This window comes from Paenibacillus sp. J31R34 (assembly GCF_059383715.1).
In genome coordinates, this window is the sequence record NZ_JBXENU010000015.1 from 85,797 (window position 1) to 101,716 (window position 15,920).

Annotated in this window: 13 protein-coding genes and 1 pseudogene; 4 read left to right on the forward strand and 10 right to left on the reverse strand. The window is 49.9% G+C overall.

Annotated elements, in window-relative coordinates:
• Positions 1–23 precede the first annotated feature (23 nt).
• Entirely contained in the window at positions 24–1,454 is a 1,431-nt protein-coding gene (gene glgA / locus AC50YG_RS29040; RefSeq protein ID WP_494832091.1) for a glycogen synthase GlgA, read from the reverse strand.
• Positions 1,455–1,502: 48 nt separating this feature from the next.
• A complete protein-coding gene (glgB, locus tag AC50YG_RS29045; protein ID WP_494832093.1) occupies positions 1,503–3,416 on the reverse strand; it encodes a 1,4-alpha-glucan branching protein GlgB in 1,914 nt (637 codons plus the stop codon).
• A 163-nt stretch (positions 3,417–3,579) separates the two neighbouring features.
• On the opposite strand from glgB, the gene AC50YG_RS29050 reads away from it, so the two are divergent.
• Positions 3,580–4,842: a glucose-1-phosphate adenylyltransferase gene (locus AC50YG_RS29050; RefSeq protein ID WP_494832095.1), complete on the forward strand. Its 1,263-nt coding sequence runs from the start codon at positions 3,580–3,582 to the stop codon at positions 4,840–4,842.
• A 524-nt stretch (positions 4,843–5,366) separates the two neighbouring features.
• A complete protein-coding gene (locus AC50YG_RS29055) occupies positions 5,367–5,771 on the forward strand; it encodes a GNAT family N-acetyltransferase (protein ID WP_494832097.1) in 405 nt (134 codons plus the stop codon).
• A 191-nt stretch (positions 5,772–5,962) separates the two neighbouring features.
• Here AC50YG_RS29055 and AC50YG_RS29060 read toward each other — a convergent pair whose 3' ends face one another.
• From AC50YG_RS29060 to AC50YG_RS29090, 7 genes and pseudogenes are all read right to left on the reverse strand, one after another.
• Complete coding sequence (locus AC50YG_RS29060) at positions 5,963–7,486, reverse strand: stalk domain-containing protein (protein WP_494832099.1); 1,524 nt, start codon at positions 7,484–7,486, stop codon at positions 5,963–5,965.
• Positions 7,487–7,615: 129 nt separating this feature from the next.
• The gene (gene pyrH, locus AC50YG_RS29065; protein WP_494832101.1) at positions 7,616–8,362 is read right to left on the reverse strand and encodes a UMP kinase; all 747 of its coding nucleotides are present in this window, start codon (positions 8,360–8,362) and stop codon (positions 7,616–7,618) included.
• A gap of 325 nt (positions 8,363–8,687) precedes the next feature.
• Entirely contained in the window at positions 8,688–9,434 is a 747-nt protein-coding gene (locus AC50YG_RS29070; protein ID WP_494832103.1) for an SDR family NAD(P)-dependent oxidoreductase, read from the reverse strand.
• A 96-nt stretch (positions 9,435–9,530) separates the two neighbouring features.
• Entirely contained in the window at positions 9,531–10,925 is a 1,395-nt protein-coding gene (gene thrC / locus AC50YG_RS29075) for a threonine synthase (protein ID WP_494832105.1), read from the reverse strand.
• 128 nt (positions 10,926–11,053) lie between these two features.
• On the reverse strand, positions 11,054–12,367 hold the full coding sequence (locus AC50YG_RS29080; protein WP_494832107.1) for a glycosyltransferase: 1,314 nt from the start codon (positions 12,365–12,367) through the stop codon (positions 11,054–11,056).
• 167 nt (positions 12,368–12,534) lie between these two features.
• Positions 12,535–12,945 carry an ArsR/SmtB family transcription factor gene (locus tag AC50YG_RS29085; protein WP_494832109.1) on the reverse strand — a complete coding sequence of 137 codons (411 nt, stop codon included), beginning with the start codon at positions 12,943–12,945 and terminating at the stop codon, positions 12,535–12,537.
• Positions 12,946–12,967: 22 nt separating this feature from the next.
• Positions 12,968–13,207: pseudogene (locus AC50YG_RS29090) on the reverse strand (SRPBCC family protein); the annotation flags it as partial.
• A 538-nt stretch (positions 13,208–13,745) separates the two neighbouring features.
• Between AC50YG_RS29090 and AC50YG_RS29095 the strand changes: the two are divergent.
• Both AC50YG_RS29095 and AC50YG_RS29100 read left to right on the forward strand, forming a co-directional pair.
• Positions 13,746–14,000 (forward strand): GlsB/YeaQ/YmgE family stress response membrane protein, encoded by a 255-nt coding sequence (locus AC50YG_RS29095; RefSeq protein ID WP_473759158.1) that lies wholly within the window; start codon positions 13,746–13,748, stop codon positions 13,998–14,000.
• Positions 14,001–14,408: 408 nt separating this feature from the next.
• Positions 14,409–14,777 carry a helix-turn-helix domain-containing protein gene (locus AC50YG_RS29100; RefSeq protein WP_341279554.1) on the forward strand — a complete coding sequence of 123 codons (369 nt, stop codon included), beginning with the start codon at positions 14,409–14,411 and terminating at the stop codon, positions 14,775–14,777.
• A 10-nt stretch (positions 14,778–14,787) separates the two neighbouring features.
• Here the strand turns inward: AC50YG_RS29100 and AC50YG_RS29105 are convergent, their stop codons facing one another.
• The gene (locus AC50YG_RS29105; protein WP_494832112.1) at positions 14,788–15,876 is read right to left on the reverse strand and encodes a hypothetical protein; all 1,089 of its coding nucleotides are present in this window, start codon (positions 15,874–15,876) and stop codon (positions 14,788–14,790) included.
• Positions 15,877–15,920: the final 44 nt, after the last annotated feature.

Below are 15,920 nucleotides of genomic sequence, written 5' to 3' on the forward strand. Positions count from 1 at the left end.
CACACTCCTTTTGTCCCGAAACTTTATTGACTCAGCTCTTTATACAGGGCTATGTATTGCTCGGCCGACGCTCCCCAGCTGTAATCGCCGGTAAAGGCGGCTGCAGTCAGCTTGCTTCGATGGGACTCATTCCACCAAATATGAATAGCATAACGAATCGTACTCAGCATATCTCGGCTATTGTAATTGGCGAAGGAGAAGCCGTTGCCCTCTCCCGTCCACTCATTGTAGCTTTGAACGGTGTCCTTGAGCCCGCCAACCTCGCGGACGATAGGCAAGCTGCCATAACGCAGCGCCAGAAGCTGACTAATTCCGCATGGCTCGAATAAGGACGGCATAAGGAACATATCGGATGCCGCATAAATACGGCGGGCTACGCCATCATCAAAGCCGATCCATGAAACCATTTTGCCTGGATAACGATACTGAGCGGCGCGGAACGCGTGCTCCATCTCGGGTTCACCGGTGCCAAGCAGCACAAGCTGAATATCCTCTGTTTGCAGCAGCTCGTCCAGCACTTCCAGCACGAGCGGCAGCCCTTTTTGATCCACAAGCCTGCCGACCATGCCGATGAGGGGAATCGCATCGTTGACCGGCAGTCCGAGCTCCTGCTGGAGTGCCGTTTTGTTTTGCTTTTTCAGCTTAAGGCTGTCCTTGTATGGGAATGGAATGAACGGATCGGTCTCAGGGTTGTAGCTGCGCGCATCGATGCCGTTAACAATACCGAGGAGCCGCTCGCCTTTCGCCCGCAGCGTGCCATCCATGCCATAACCATATTCAGCTGTGCGGATTTCATTGGCATAGGTCGGGCTGACTGTCGTCACCCGGTCAGCAAGCTGAATGCCCGCCTTCATAAAGCTCACCGAACCATGATATTCGACTCCGTCCGGAGTGAACATCTCATTTTGCAGCCCCAGCCAGTCGCCCAACGCTTGATGAGGATAGTTGCCCTGATATTGCAAATTATGAATGGTGAACACCGTCTTCACGTGGGAATATTCCGGCCGATGCCAATAATGATGCTTGAGCAAAGCAGGAATCATGCCCGTATGCCAATCATGGCAATGCAGCACATCCGGGATGAAGCCCATCACCGGCAGCGCATCAAGCACCGCCCGGCAGAAAAAAGCGTAACGCTCGCCGTCATCCCCATAGCCATAAGCCGAGCCGCGATGGAAATAATGCTCATTGTCGATAAAATAATAAACGACGCCTTCATGGACAAGCTCCTTGATGCCGCAGTAAACATGGCGCCAGCCTACCGATACATAGATGAATCCAAGCTCCTTCATCTGCGCCCGATATACGTCCTTCACCGAAGCGTAAAGCGGCATAATGACGCGGACATCCGCGCCCTTCTCATTCAATGCTTCCGGCAGAGAGCCTGCTACATCAGCAAGGCCGCCCGTCTTCATAAATGGCACGCATTCCGCAGCCGCAAACAATACGTTCATGCTTTTCATCCCCTGCTCTTTGGTTTCATAATGCTGCAAGCCGATCTATCAGGAACGCTTCACCTTTACCCGCCGCAAAATAAGGACAGATAACGGCGGCAGCGGCAGCTCTACGCTGTTTTTCTTATCATGCCAGTTGATGCGCTGGGATGCAATAGTTCCACCTTCCCGCAGCAGCTCCGCTTGAAAACCCGACCCGCCATAAGCAGGCTCATCACTATTCAGCACGATCTCATAATCCCCTGCGCTCGGCACGCCAATACGATAAACCGGATGTGCGTAATCGGTAAAATTGCACAGCATGATAAGCGCTTCACCCTTCGGGCTGGCTAATCTGCGATAAGAAAGGACGCTTTGCAAATGATCCTCGTGCTCAATCCATTCGAAGCCCTTGTAATCATGATCCAGCTTCCACAGCGCTTTCTCCTGGGCATACAGCTGATTTAGCCTGCGCGTATAAGCCTGCATCCGCCAATGGGGCTCATAATCCAGCAGCAGCCAGTCAAGCTCCGCGTCGTCCTTCCACTCGATGAACTGGGCAAATTCGCCGCCCATAAACAGCAGCTTTTTGCCAGGATGGGTCATCATATAGCCGTAGAACAGCCGCAAACCGGCAAATTTTTGCTCATAGCTGCCGGGCATTTTGTTCAGCAGCGATTTTTTCCCATGCACGACCTCATCATGAGACAGTGGTAGCGCATGATTGTCCTGCCAAGCATACCAGATCGGAAAGGTCAGCAAATTATGATGATTTTTCCGATCGAAAAAAGACTGCTTCGCATAGCTTAGCGTGTCATTCATCCAGCCCATATTCCACTTGTAGTTAAATCCAAGCCCGCCTTCATCAACTGCCTTCGTAACGCCGGGATAAGCATGCGACTCCTCGGCCATCATAAGGGCATGCGGGTAATATTGAAAAACGGTCTTATTCAGCTGGCGCAAAAAAGCGATGCCTTCCAGATGCTCCTTGCCGCCGAATTCATTCGGACGCCACTGGCCTGGTTTTTTATCAAAATCATGATACAAAATGCTGGTGACCGCATCAACGCGCAAGCCATCAATATGAAACAGGTCAAACCAAAACAATGCATTCGAAATTAAAAAATTGCAAACCTCCGGCTTTCCGTAATCGAAGGCGAGCGTTCCCCAGCCGGGCTTCTCGGCAATGAGCGGGTCTTCATTTTCAAACAAAGCCGAGCCGTCAAAACAACGCAAGCCATGCGCATCCTTGGCAAAATGCCCCGGCACCCAGTCGAGAATGACACCAATCCCGTTTTGATGGCACCGATCTATCAGCTCCATTAATTGCTGCGGTTCACCGTAGCGGCTAGTCGCGGCATAATAGCCAGTCGGCTGGTAGCCCCATGATTTATCGTATGGATGCTCGGTTAGCGGCAGCAGCTCCAAGTGGGTATAGCCCATGTCCGCTACATAAGCGACCAATTGATCAGCCAGCTCGCTGTAGGAAAGCAGCGTATCATCCTTATGCCTGCGCCAGCTGCCAAGATGCACCTCGTAAATGTTCATTGGACGGGCATATGGCGTTTTTTTTCCGCGCATCCACGCCTCATCCTGCCATGAATAACCTTCCAGCGACCATACGCGGGATGCAGTTTGCGGCCTTACCTCGGCATATACGGCATAAGGATCGGCTTTGAGCAGCCTCTCCCCATTTTGGGTTACAATTTCATATTTATACAAAGCGCCCTTCGGCATATTCGGGAAGAAGCCTGTCCAGATGCCGGACTTGTTAAGCCGGTTTAGCGGCTCATTGCCGCCATGCCACCCGTTAAAATCCGTCGCCAGACGAACCTCCCGCGCCTCCGGCGCCCAAACGTTAAAGCGAGTACCTTCGATTCCATGCTCGCTTGCTTGGTGAGCGCCCATTTTTCGATAGCTATGCGCCCATGTTCCTTCATGAAACAGAAAAATTTCTTCTTCGGACAATGTGGAGATTTCCATCCATTTCACCCGCTTTATGTTCGCAATGAACGTATAGTAAAGCACACGAAAGCTAATATTAACCTTAAAAATTGGTTTTGACTCAATCGTTTCAAGCGCCCTTCAGTCGTTTAAAAATACCTTACAACAACCCGTCACGGACGGCCTGGAGGGAAAAAGCCTAATGCATAATACCGATTGCATCGCAATGCTGCTAGCTGGAGGACAAGGAAGTCGTTTAGCACCGTTTACAGGCCAAATGGCCAAGCCCGTCGTATCTTTTGGCGATCGCTTCCGCATGATTGATTTTCCATTAAGCAATTGCATTAACTCAGGCATTCGCACCATTGGCGTGCTCACTCAATATTGCTCCGATTCGGTTCACGACCACATTACGGATGGAGAAGCTTGGCTGCGCTCAACAACGACGAAGCATTCTGGCGAAATTACGATGCTGCCAGCTTCTCGGGTATCAAGCTCAGGCTGCTATACGGGCACGGCCGATGCGATTGTTCGCAACGTTGCTTATGTGGACGAGCATCATCCGGAGCATGTGCTTGTTTTATCAGGCGATCACATTTACCAGATGGATTATCGCCCAATGCTGGAATTTCACAAGGCAAGCAAGGCAATGGCCACCATTGCCGTCAAGCAGGTCCCATGGCGTGAAGCCCATCGCTTCGGCATTATGCATACGGACGAGCAGTCCCGCATTGTGAAGTTTGAAGAGAAGCCAGCAACCCCGGAAAGCAACTTGGCTTCTATGGGCATTTATTTATTCCGCTGGCAAGATTTGAGAAGCATCCTGCTGGAGGACGCCGCAAACCCTCATTCAAGCCATGACTTTGGCAAAGATATTATTCCTGCCATTTTGGCTGCAGAGGAAAACTTGAACGCTTATCCATATGAGGGCTACTGGCGTGATGTCGGCACCGTAGAAAGCCTGTGGGAAGCGCATATGGAGCTGCTTGACGGCGAGATGAGCTTGACTACAGAAACGTGGCCTCTGCGATCCAAAGAGGTTCAGCCGGTACGAAAACCCTACGTCAGCCCGCAAGCTGTGCTGAGCAATAGCATTGCCCACCCTGGCTGCACAATCGAAGGCCGGATTTCACGCTCAGTGCTGGGCGCAGGAGTCAGCATTGGAAAAGGCAGCGGCATCGCCGAAAGCATCATCATGCCCGGTGCAAAAATTGGGCGCAATGTTATTATTCATAGAGCCATTATTGGCGAAAACGCCGTTATTCATGACGGCGCAATCATCGGGGAGAGAAATCACGGAGACATAACCGTCGTCGCCCCCGGCGAAGCAATTGTGGCTCAGCTTATAACTAGCAGCGGCAGCAAATTGAAGGCGCTTGAACAATTAGAACAGTATGAGAATTCTGCGACAGAGCTTGTTGGTACAGGAGAAGAACGATTCAGCAATAGCGTCTTGCACTATTAATGTGTTGTATCGTGAGTGGATGTCTTGCAGCATGAACGCTGCTGTATCCCATTACTTTCGACAAGACGCACGCTTTACCCTGCTTGCCGAAGCAGCAAATTATATAGCGGCTTATGCAAGGTGAAACGGCTGTCGCCGTCCTCTGACGGCGCAGCGCGTTTCATTCCGAGAACTATAGAGAAAGGATGGGAAAATCATATCCTTTCCTATATTTCAAAAAATACCCCTCGGTCCACGAAGCAAGGTGGGCCGAGGGGTATTTGAGGTTGTTAAAGGGTTTTTCCTTTTGGTTAGATTAATGTTCTCTAATGTGAATAAATACAAATTTCACTTCAGTTAATCCATTTTCTATACATATTTTTAATAATATAATGAGGTAAATAAAGTGATTATTCACTTTGAGAAATCCGAAATTGCTTTGTCAGTATTATTTTATGGTTTCGCAAGGATTGCAAAACCATCTAAATATGGGCTTTTAAAACAGATGTTGTGCCATAGTTAGTTTTATGAAAGGAAGGTATAGGGTGAGTATTTATTACGCTTCAAGCACAGAGGATATCACTAAGGATGCACTCCAAGAGTTATTTCTTTCGGTAGAATGGGAGTCTGGCAAGTATCCAAACGAGCTTTTACAAGCAATCGGAGGGTCTCATTCCATTGTTACCGCTTGGGAAGGAGGAAAGCTTGTCGGTTTAATAAATGCTTTGTCAGATGGTGTTTTAACGGTATATTTTCATTATATGCTTATTAATCCGAGTTATCAGAGTAGAGGTATAGGTAAGGAAATGATGAATATAATGCTTGATAGATATAAAGGATGTAAAACAAAAGTATTAATTTCTTATCCTCATGCAGTGGATTTCTATAATAAATTTGGCTTTAATACAGAGGATGGCGCTACACCAATGTTTATCTCAGAGTTGATATGATTGAACTAACGGGAGACGTTAGTTCAATGACAACAGCGGCAGTCTAAGACTTTATTTTTCAAGTCTTGGTCCGCCGCTGCTTCTTTTAATGGATCAGTCTAAAATTTATTTTTCAAAAGCTGAAGATTCTTAATTATAAAAAAAACATTAAATTAACGATTTCAGTCTAACTCTTTATTTTCTTTCGACAACTAATTCGAAATTGTCAGCTGCTTAAGCTGCTCGTTCCATTGAACCGTGAGCCCCAAGCCTTGCTCCAGCAACTGGTACGGAACGGCCGTTGCACCGGAATAAACAATCGGAGCCTCTGGCAGCTCAAACGTTACATTGCCTGCTTTCGCCTGGGTATCGCCTATACGGAAGGTTGCTGAACGTTCCTTGTATTTAAGCGTATAAATCCTAAAGCCTTCTTTATTAAGAACGGAGCTCAACGTCATGCCTAATTCTTTGGCTACGTCTTTTATCGGCACATATACCGTCTCTCCTTGCGGAAGTGTAGGGTAAATGCTGCTTAACCATTGCCCATTTATGATGGTATCAACAGCCGGCCTTGCCAGCATAGGCGTGTAAACCATGCCATCGCTGCGCACGGATGGTCCGCCTGCTTCATAGAACTTGTTGTGGCCCCAGCCCCATGCCTTGCCATCCTCATCAATGGCAACGCCGTGGTCTTCCCCGGCTGCGATATGCTTGATCCGGGTGAGCCCTCGCACTTTGCCCTGCTTGCCAGTAGCGGTCTGTCCATAAGCAAAAACCTCGCCACCTGTCGTCAGCAAAAGCTGGCTGTCCTCATTCCCACTTATTTCCTTCAGCGTAAGTATCGGATACAGAGCTTGTTTTTCGCCATTTTCATCCATACTCCACGCTTTTCCTTTCATATCTAATGCCATCATACCGCCGCTATACGCGACGATGGAGGTTATGCCAGACAAGCCGGTTAATTTAGCCGGAGCGGTAGGCTTAATCGTCTCCATGCCCTCTCGGAGCGCCGCCACAGGCTGCCAGCTCCATACCGTTCCATCCTTCTTCACGGCGTAAGCCTTAGGATAACCGTATGCAACCTGCACGACTTGATTTAAGCCCTTCACGGCAGCTGGTTTTCCAAAGCTGAGCTTTCCGGTGTCGTCTTGCTGCTTCGTCCATGTTGAGACCGTACCATTTTTCAATAAAGCTATATCATAGCCATATCCGCCTGCCACCTTCGCTACGCCAGCAGCGCCCGCTACCTGCCGAAGCCCATTTGCATCTTTTCCGCTGCTGTCATTGTGGCCCCAGGTCCAGACCGTTCCGTCTGCCTTTACCGCCATATAGTTTTGATCACTCTTATTGATATGAATATAGACAATATCGGAAAGTCCGGCATAACGTACGGGCGCTACTGTATTGCGAAAACCTGGATTTCCCTCCAGCCCAAGCTCTCCCCACAAATTGCGTCCCCAAGCCCAAACCGTGCCGTCACTGCGCAGCGCAATCGTATAGTTATGGGCGGCTTCTATTTGCGTAAAGCTTTTGGGGACGGCCTCAGCAGCTTCGACAGCTTGCTCCTGCCCTTGCTTTTGCAATTGGCTTGCTGCTTGCTCCCCGCTGGCAATCGCTGCACTGTGCGGGCCCCCCGTCCATACAATCGCTGCTAGAAGCGTAAGCGCCAGCAAGCCGCGCCAAGCTTTCCCGCTCTTGTTAGACTTCCTTGTCGTCGTTGTGTTGAACATCTTCATCCCTACCCCCAATGACCATTTACAAGCTGTCTATATGGACGGTGTTTCCAATTGGAAGGTTGCAGCTTGATGGCTGCATGGCTATTTGTTCATTCAGTCATTAGGTTGATAGATGAGGAGGTTACAAAATCAGGCATCCATTTCCAGCACAGAGCTGTTGCTGATCAGCGTGCCGACATGGCTGCCTTGGCAAATCGCCTTCATCGAGCCCGGCTTGTCGAAATTAAACACATGAATCGGCAGATTATAGTCCCGCGCCAAAATAAAGGCCGACTGGTCCATCACCTTAAGCTGCTGATCCAGCACATCGTTGTAGTGCAGCGATTTGAATTTTCGCGCTCCCTTATGCAGCTTGGGATCGGCGTCAAGCACGCCGTCTACGCCCTGCTTGGCGACCAGCAGCGCATCGCACCCTACCTCAATCGCCCGCTGCACCGATGGATAATCCGTCGTCACATACGGCTGCCCGTTGCCGCCAGCAAAAATGACGATATACCCCTTCTCCAAATGATGCACCGCGCGCAAACGGATGTAAGGCTCGGCAACGCTGCTGACCGGCAGTGCCGTCATGACGCGCACTTCCTTCTTCGTTCTGGCTTTCAGCACGCCTCTGAGCATCAGACTGTTAATAACCGTCGCCAGCGTACCGATATTATCCGCCTCCGCACGCTCAATGCCCCAGCTCTCGCCCATATTGCCGCGAAAAATATTGCCACCCCCAATAACGAGCGATACCTCTACGCCCATCTTCACGACGGACAGCACCTCGCTCGCGATATGCTCCAGCTTTTCAGGCTCAAAGCCGAACTCGCTTCCACCTGCAACCGCTCCTCCGCTCAGCTTAATCAGCACTCTCTTATACCTGCTGTTCAACATTGATCATGCACCTCCAGTTAGATTAACGTTCGCAAGAAGCAGAACATTGGGGAGTATAAGGGGGAAACTTATAAAGTCTTATATTTTGAAAAAAGACATAAAAAAACACCAAAGCATCAAATGCCTTGGTGTTTCAAAGGAATGGAAATAGAAACGCGCTTCGGGCTGGACGGGCAAAACCGGCTGCACCATTGCCTTGGCTTTCGCTCCATACTCCCATCTCCTTCCTTTATTCCTGCTTTATTTTGTCTTATTCTACGCCAGCGCTATGCAAGTTGCAATAGTAGCTTAGGCTTAGGGCTTGCGATACGGATACGAAATGACGCTATTCCTCGTAAATCATTTTGCGCGTCATGCCGCCATCGACGATGAGATTAATGCCATTAACGAAATCATTGCCCGGATCGGTTAAATAAAAGCACGCTTTGGCGATATCATCCGGCTTGCCGACCCGCATGGACGGATGCTGGCCATGATCCTCCGGCCGCAGCGCTTCATAATCGCCGGTTTCAATCCAGCCGGGGCTGATGGCATTGACGCGAATGCGATCCGGGCCAAAAGAAAGGGCCAGTGCATGCGTCAGCGCAACAATGCCGCCCTTGGAGGCCGCATACGCCTCCGTATTGGGCTCAGACATTAGGGCACGCGTCGAGGCCATATTGACGATGGCTCCTCCTCCGTTGCCGCGCATCAGCTTAGCGGCTTCCCTTGCGCACAAAAAAGTGCCGCGCAAATTCGTATGGAGCAGCGCATCCCATTCTTCAACCTCCAGGTCGTATGGCGACTTCCACACCGCATAACCAGCGTTGTTAATCAGCACATCCAGGCCGCCGTAGGTCTCGCTTATAAAAGCGAACATCGCTTCAATTTCCGCTGGCTGAGCCAAATCAATGGTATAGGCGGCAGCTTTGCCACCCTGCTCTTGTATACTAAGCACCGCCTTCTTGGCTCCTTCGCTGTCGCGGTCTGCCGCAATAACGAAGGCGCCCTGCCTCGTATAGGCTTCGGCAACAGCAAAGCCGATGCCACGCGCGGCGCCGGTTACCAGCACTATTTTTCCACTATAGTCCATTAATCAGCTGCCTCCTCTCTACGTCCCTTTACCTCATTGTGCACAAACAGCCGATCAGATAGGCTCTGACCGGCTGCTCCCGCTGTTTAAGCGCGATTATGCGTTATAAAATTTCAACAGCTCGCTGACAATCGCTTCCTGCGTACCTTCAACGCGAGTCTGGCGCTGCGTTTTCTCGAACAAGGACGAAATTTGCTCAGGGAAGGTCTGCTCAATGCTGCAAAGACGTATCGCCTCATCAAACTTGGCGGGATGCGCCGTAGCCAGCGAAATCGTTACATCGCCGCTTTGTGCACATTGATCAGCTGCCGCCACGCCGCAAGCGGAGTGAGGGTCAAGCAAATAATCGCTTTCGGCGTTGTATTTGCTGATCGTATCGAGACATTCCTGCCCGCCAACGCCATGAGCGCCGAATTCGGCTTGAACCCGCTGCAGATCATCCCCAGAAATAACGAGCTTGCCTTCCTTGCGGAACTGGTTCATTAGCTCTGTAATCAGCTGCGGGTTTTCACCCAGCACATAATACAAATAACGCTCGAAGTTGCTTGCCACTTGAATGTCCATCGAAGGGCTGTACGTGCTGCGGAAATCTCCCGGCATGTACACGCCTTCCTTGATGAAACGCTCCAAAATGTTGTTTTCGTTCGTTGCCAAAATCAGCTTGTTCACCGGAAGACCCATGCGCTTCGCAAGGTAGCCCGCGAAAATATCGCCAAAGTTGCCAGTCGGCACGCTGAAATTGACTTCCTGCACATCCTGCTGCTTCGCAACCTGGAAGTAAGCATAGAAATAATAAACCGTCTGCGCCAAAATGCGCACAAAGTTAATGGAGTTAATTGCACAAAGATGGTTAGCGGACTTAAACTCCAAATCAGCAAACAAATCTTTAATGATGCGCTGGCAGTCGTCAAAATTGCCGTCGACCGACAGGTTCAAGACGTTGTCATCCGGCACTGTCGTCATTTGCAGCTCCTGCACCTTGCTGACTTTGCCATGCGGATGCAAAATGCAAATTTTGATGCCGTCTTTGCCACGTACGCCTTGAATCGCCGATGCGCCCGTATCGCCGGATGTCGCGCCAAGAATATGAATCGTCTTGTTCTGCTTGCGGGATACATACGTATATAATTCGCCCATAAATTGCAGCGCAATGTCTTTAAATGCAAAGGTTGGGCCGTGGAACAGCTCCAGCAAATACAGGTTGTCCTTCAAGCGGCGAACAGGCGTAACGCCTGGATCGCGGAATGTTCCGTAGCTGGCATTCACCATCGCCCGCAAGTCTTCCGCCGGAATTTCATCATTCGTGAAATAACCGAAAATCTCCAGCACCAGCTCCTGATAAGACAGGTTCTGCCACGCCTTCAGCTTTTCAGCCGAAAAAACAGGAATTTCACTCGGAACGAGCAAACCTCCGTCATCTGCAAGACCCATTAGAAAAGCGTCGATAAATCCGATTTTGCCTACATTTCCTCTTGTACTAATATACTCCACCGGGTAATCCCTCCGACATTCTTTTGTAACATCATATCATCGTTTCCAGTTAAAATCGAATGGATTATTGAAATCTCGCCTGTATTTCATCGCCTAAACGCCTTTGCTGCGCTATACGGAATTGCCTGTTATTTCCGCGCGGACGATACAATCAGCTCATACAGCTGCGACAAGGTGTCGCGGCGCTCCTCCTGCTCCATCCGCTTAATGTATGCGGCGCGATTCCGGTAGACGTCTTCAATCGCCGACAGCAGCGTATCAGGCGTCACCTGCTCCTCATGCAGCACCTCGCAAAAGCCAGAAGACTTAAACGAATCTGCGTTAAGCAGTTGGTCGCCCCGGCTCTGTGCTTTCGTAAGCGGAATAAGCAGCATCGGCTTGCGCAAATGCAGAAACTCAAAAATCGCGTTCGAGCCGGCGCGGGAAAGCACGATATCGCTCATCGCCAGCACATCGGGAAGCTGCTCATTGATGTATTCGAACTGCTTGTAATCCGCCGTTTCAAGGGCTGGCTCCACCTGTCCCTTGCCGCATAAATGCACGATGCTGAATTGGCGGGTCAGCTCGCTAAGCGCACTGCGCACCGCCTTATTAATCGCCCGCGATCCGAGGCTGCCGCCCATAATGAGCAGAACGGGCTTCGCTCCGCCCGTCTCTACGCGCGCCGCACCCTTTACCTCTACTGCTGCTATTGCTTTTGCTGTTTCTATCGCAGGCTCTTCTGCTCTCACGCTTTTTCCCGAAATGTTCACGACCAGCTTGGCAGGATTAGTCGCATAGTCGGCGCTTTCCTTTGACGCCTGCACTTGCGGCGCCTGGCTTAGCGTCTGTAAGCTGCCTGCTGCACCTGAGGCTGTTGAGGCTTCTGCATCAGCTGCTCCGGATGCGGGCAGCAGACCGCAATAGGCTCTGCCTCGCGAGGCTACGCCCTGCCTCAGCTCATCACGGATGACTGCGCCGACATAATGCGCCTTGCCTGAAGGCAAGTGCTGCGCTGTCTCGGGAAAAGTCGTACACACGCCTGTTGCAAAAGGGATCGCAATTCGGTTTGCCAGTCCTGGCGTCAGATCCGATTCATGAATAAGCACCGGCACCCGATTAAGCCACGCGCCCAGCACAACCGGGACGGAAACAAATCCGCCCTTGGAAAAAATAACGTTCGGCTTCTCCCGCTGAATGAGCCGATAAGCTTGAAAAACCCCTTTGATGACCTTGAAAGGGTCCTTCACATTTTGCCAGTCCAAATAGCGGCGAAGCTTGCCTGTTGCAATACCATGATATGTAAGCTGCTCTAGTGGAGCAGTAAGTTGCTTTTCTATGCCGTTTTCCGATCCAATATAATGGATCTTCCAGCCAGCCTCCGCGAAACGGGGAATCAGCGCCAAGTTTACAGTCACATGGCCTGCCGTCCCTCCGCCTGTAAACATAATTTTCCTGCCCATTGTCCATAACCTCCGGTTCCTTGCTGCCCATTCTCTTCCTTGCTCTATATATGTATGACGAAAAATCAGGAAATTGTCAACTCATCTGTCGTATACACCTATGCTCAGAGATCATATGGACGGAAGCATCGGACAATCGGAGCAGCCAGATGAGTGGAGCTCATGCTTCAATCCCGCTTCGCAGCTGGCTCTTTCACAACTGCTGGAGCCGAAAAAGCATCCGCTCCCTCCCCCTGACCATCTTCCTCTACGTAACGCTTAAGCGCACCGAGCCTATTTTCCCAATAACGCTCGTAGAAAGCGAGCCATCGCTTTAGCTTCTGCAAAGGCTCCGCATCGAGCCGGTAACGGGTTTCCCGGCCAACCTTGCGCTCCTTGACCAGTCCCGCCTCTGCCAAAATTCGCAAATGCTTCGATACCGCCGTCCGGCTCATCTCATAATGGCTGCTAATGACAGTGACGGGCATCTCCTCATCTACAAGCAGCCGAAGCAGGCTGCGGCGGGTCGGATCAGCAATCGCTTGGAACACCTCTGCCTTCGGCTCCTCCGCCGCCGCGTCGCTACTGCGCTTCGACATACGATGCCAGCCTTTGCTGAATGCCCCATTTGAAGGAGAGGCGGTTAGGCGGATCAATGACCGTCACCTTGCAGGAAGACTTTCCGAACGCGCCAGCTTCCAGCTGAAACTCGTAACCTTCCTCCGGCTGAAAATCATTGGGCATAAACCATGCGGCGATGCCCTCAGACGTCGCTACTGCCTTCCACACTTTGTCAATTGGCGCTTTAAGCACCAGCGTCTGCCGGATATCCGGCAGCGTATTTGCCGCTTCGCTGCTCATTGCTGATCGTCTCCTCTTATAATCGCTTTATCATCTAAGTATCATCTAAAGTTCTTGCGGACACCAAAGCCGTTATATACGCAAAATCATTGCAATTCCTATTCTCTCGGGCACCAGCGCTCTTATTTGTGTTTTTAAACGTCATTTTACGGCTCTATCGGGCAAATAACGCCTCTCCTATCCGCTGCCTTAGGGTAAGTTCACTTTCTATAACAAATAGCGGATTCTGTGTCCGTGAGGACGGGCAGACATTTGACTGCCTGTTGTCCTTTCATTCACTGCCTCATCTACGCCATCAGTTATGCAGCTAGTCATGCGTATACATACGAAACCATTAGGTTTCCCTTCGGATTATACGAAACCTTTTGGTTTCATGTCAATAAGTACGGCTCCACATAGCTTAACCAAAATCTCCCTGTATGATTTTGATTAGTGGCGCGTAAATATGGTTACATAGATAACATGAGACACTACAACAGCTGACACAAGCCACACATTGGTGAACAGCACAAACACAAAGAGAAAGGCAGTGATCAATATGGGTTTTTTATGGACATTAATTATAGGAGGCATTATCGGTTGGCTCGCAGGAATGATCGTTGGACGTGACGTTCCCGGAGGCATCATTGGAAATATTATTGCAGGTTTTATCGGCGCATGGCTCGGAGGCTTGATCTTCGGCGAGCTTGGTCCGGTCATCGGCGGCTTCTATTTCATTCCAGCGTTAATTGGCGCAGTTGTACTGGTGTTCATTCTTAGCCTGATCTTGGCTGGACGAAGAAGACGATCATAATCGTTTAAGACCAATATTTTTTGAACAAATAAATGTAGAATAACTAAACAACCTGACGCCAGAAGGCATAATGTCAGGTTGTTTGGTTTTTCAGGGTATTTTTTTCGCAAGCATTTAACGACCATTAGCGACAAAACGCCATGTCGAAAAACGAATATCGTGTCATAATTTGTAATAATATATACTTTATTTTTCACTATGCTCAAAAAATATATTTATTCAAGAAATTGTTCAAATTACAAGACTTGTGTTGCTGCTCCGAGGTTGTTAATCTAGACATAGGCCTAAATGATCAGCCGTTGAAAAATCTAGCCTTTTACGCCATTCGGTGGGGGCTGGAATCGGTTGTAATTGGTTTTTAATATCTGTAAAATGTTTGTAGTTACCGAAGGTTAATAGGAGGTCCTCATGTTTGCTAAACGCCTTAAACAACTCAGAAAAAAAAGAAAATACTCCATGCAGCAACTAGCGGATACCGTAGGCGTGGCTAAAAGTACCTATGCAGGCTATGAATCCGGCTATCGGCAGCCTACTTTGGAGACCATTCAAAGCATTGCGAAGAAATTAATTACGACATCCGATTATTTGCTAGGATTAACGGACTATCCTGACCAACAGGAGCCGAGCAACAATGCCAAGGAATTTTTCAACCATGAGCAGCTTCATTGGGACGGCGTTCCGCTGGAGCAGGAGGATTTAGAGCTTGTCCGGATGCTGCTTGAACGCGTTGTGCGCGACCGCACTTCATCCGGCGACCCTTCGCAAAATCCATCCTAGTCGGTGCCCCTTATCCGCTTGCTTGAACAGCGTTCAGTTTGTTGATGGCGCTGCTGCGAATTTCCGCTTTAATGGATTGATATTCCTGCGTCCACGTTGATTTTTTAGCAAAGGCTATACCAGCTTCCTTATATTCTGTTTCAGCCTTGTTAATTAATGCTTGGTATTGTTTATCGCAAGAAGCCTCTGCAGCAGCAATTTTCCCCAGCAGCTCCCCTTGCAACGCCTTTTCATCCAGTTCCGTGCTTTTGTTTATTGCCGCAACGACCTGTGTCATTAATTGATTGGCATTGCTGACGCATTTTCCTTTTAATGCGGATAGCTGTGACTCGTATTTGCTGCCCAGTGCTTTAGTCTTGCTTTGATCATCCTTCGCCGTGCTGGCAGTCTTGTCGCCTGTACCCGTATTCGCTTTCTCGCCTGACTGCTTGTCTGACTCATCCGTTTCAGCTGCAACGTCCGTCTTGCCTGTCGAGTCTGCCTGAGAGGAAGCCGTCTCTTGAGCATTCGCCTCCGCAGCTTGCTTGCCCTCGCCCTCCTCGTCTTTCTTAGCCTGCTTTGCTTTTTCCAAAATCGCCTTGCGCTTCGCATCGTCCTTCTCGCCAACCGCTTCAATCGGATAGTTCACATCCACAATCGCCAAATACTTTCCATATTGCTTCGTAATGGAGCGCAGGGCGTCGATTTCCTCCGTCGTCAGCTTTGCCAGCAGCAAATCGCGTATGGCCTGCTTTTCCTCCGTCGTCAGCTCCTCGTCCGATTGCCCCAGCAAAATATACATTTCGCGGAATGACAACCCGGAGTTTAGCAAAATAGCGGCTACGTCCAGCGCGTCATCGCTTTTGATTGTTTTGCCTGCAATTTGCTCCGCTTTGCCCACCGCACTATCCAGTGAGGACGGCAGCTCCACCTGATTGCCCGCCCCTCCAGAGGCTGGCGCCGCTCCATCCTGCTCAGCTACTAAAGCGGCACGTCGCTGCTGGATATCCTCCAAGCTGATTGAACTGATTTTCCAATAGAAAAAACCAACGGTGCCGATAAGCAAAATGGCGATCGTTGCTGTGGTTATTAAAATCGTTTTCCAAATGCGCTTTTTCATCCTGTATCCATCCTTTCTTACGCGAAAAGAGCCGGACAAAGGTG

Coding starts and splice junctions, on each gene's coding strand:
- AC50YG_RS29060 (WP_494832099.1), bottom strand. CDS start 7,486: ATGAAGATGTTCAACACAACGACGACAAGGAAGTCTAACAAGAGCGGG.
- AC50YG_RS29100 (WP_341279554.1), top strand. CDS start 14,409: ATGTTTGCTAAACGCCTTAAACAACTCAGAAAAAAAAGAAAATACTCC.
- glgB (WP_494832093.1), bottom strand. CDS start 3,416: ATGGAAATCTCCACATTGTCCGAAGAAGAAATTTTTCTGTTTCATGAA.
- AC50YG_RS29105 (WP_494832112.1), bottom strand. CDS start 15,876: ATGAAAAAGCGCATTTGGAAAACGATTTTAATAACCACAGCAACGATC.
- AC50YG_RS29095 (WP_473759158.1), top strand. CDS start 13,746: ATGGGTTTTTTATGGACATTAATTATAGGAGGCATTATCGGTTGGCTC.
- pyrH (WP_494832101.1), bottom strand. CDS start 8,362: ATGTTGAACAGCAGGTATAAGAGAGTGCTGATTAAGCTGAGCGGAGGA.
- AC50YG_RS29085 (WP_494832109.1), bottom strand. CDS start 12,945: ATGTCGAAGCGCAGTAGCGACGCGGCGGCGGAGGAGCCGAAGGCAGAG.
- AC50YG_RS29070 (WP_494832103.1), bottom strand. CDS start 9,434: ATGGACTATAGTGGAAAAATAGTGCTGGTAACCGGCGCCGCGCGTGGC.
- AC50YG_RS29050 (WP_494832095.1), top strand. CDS start 3,580: ATGCATAATACCGATTGCATCGCAATGCTGCTAGCTGGAGGACAAGGA.
- glgA (WP_494832091.1), bottom strand. CDS start 1,454: ATGAACGTATTGTTTGCGGCTGCGGAATGCGTGCCATTTATGAAGACG.
- AC50YG_RS29080 (WP_494832107.1), bottom strand. CDS start 12,367: ATGGGCAGGAAAATTATGTTTACAGGCGGAGGGACGGCAGGCCATGTG.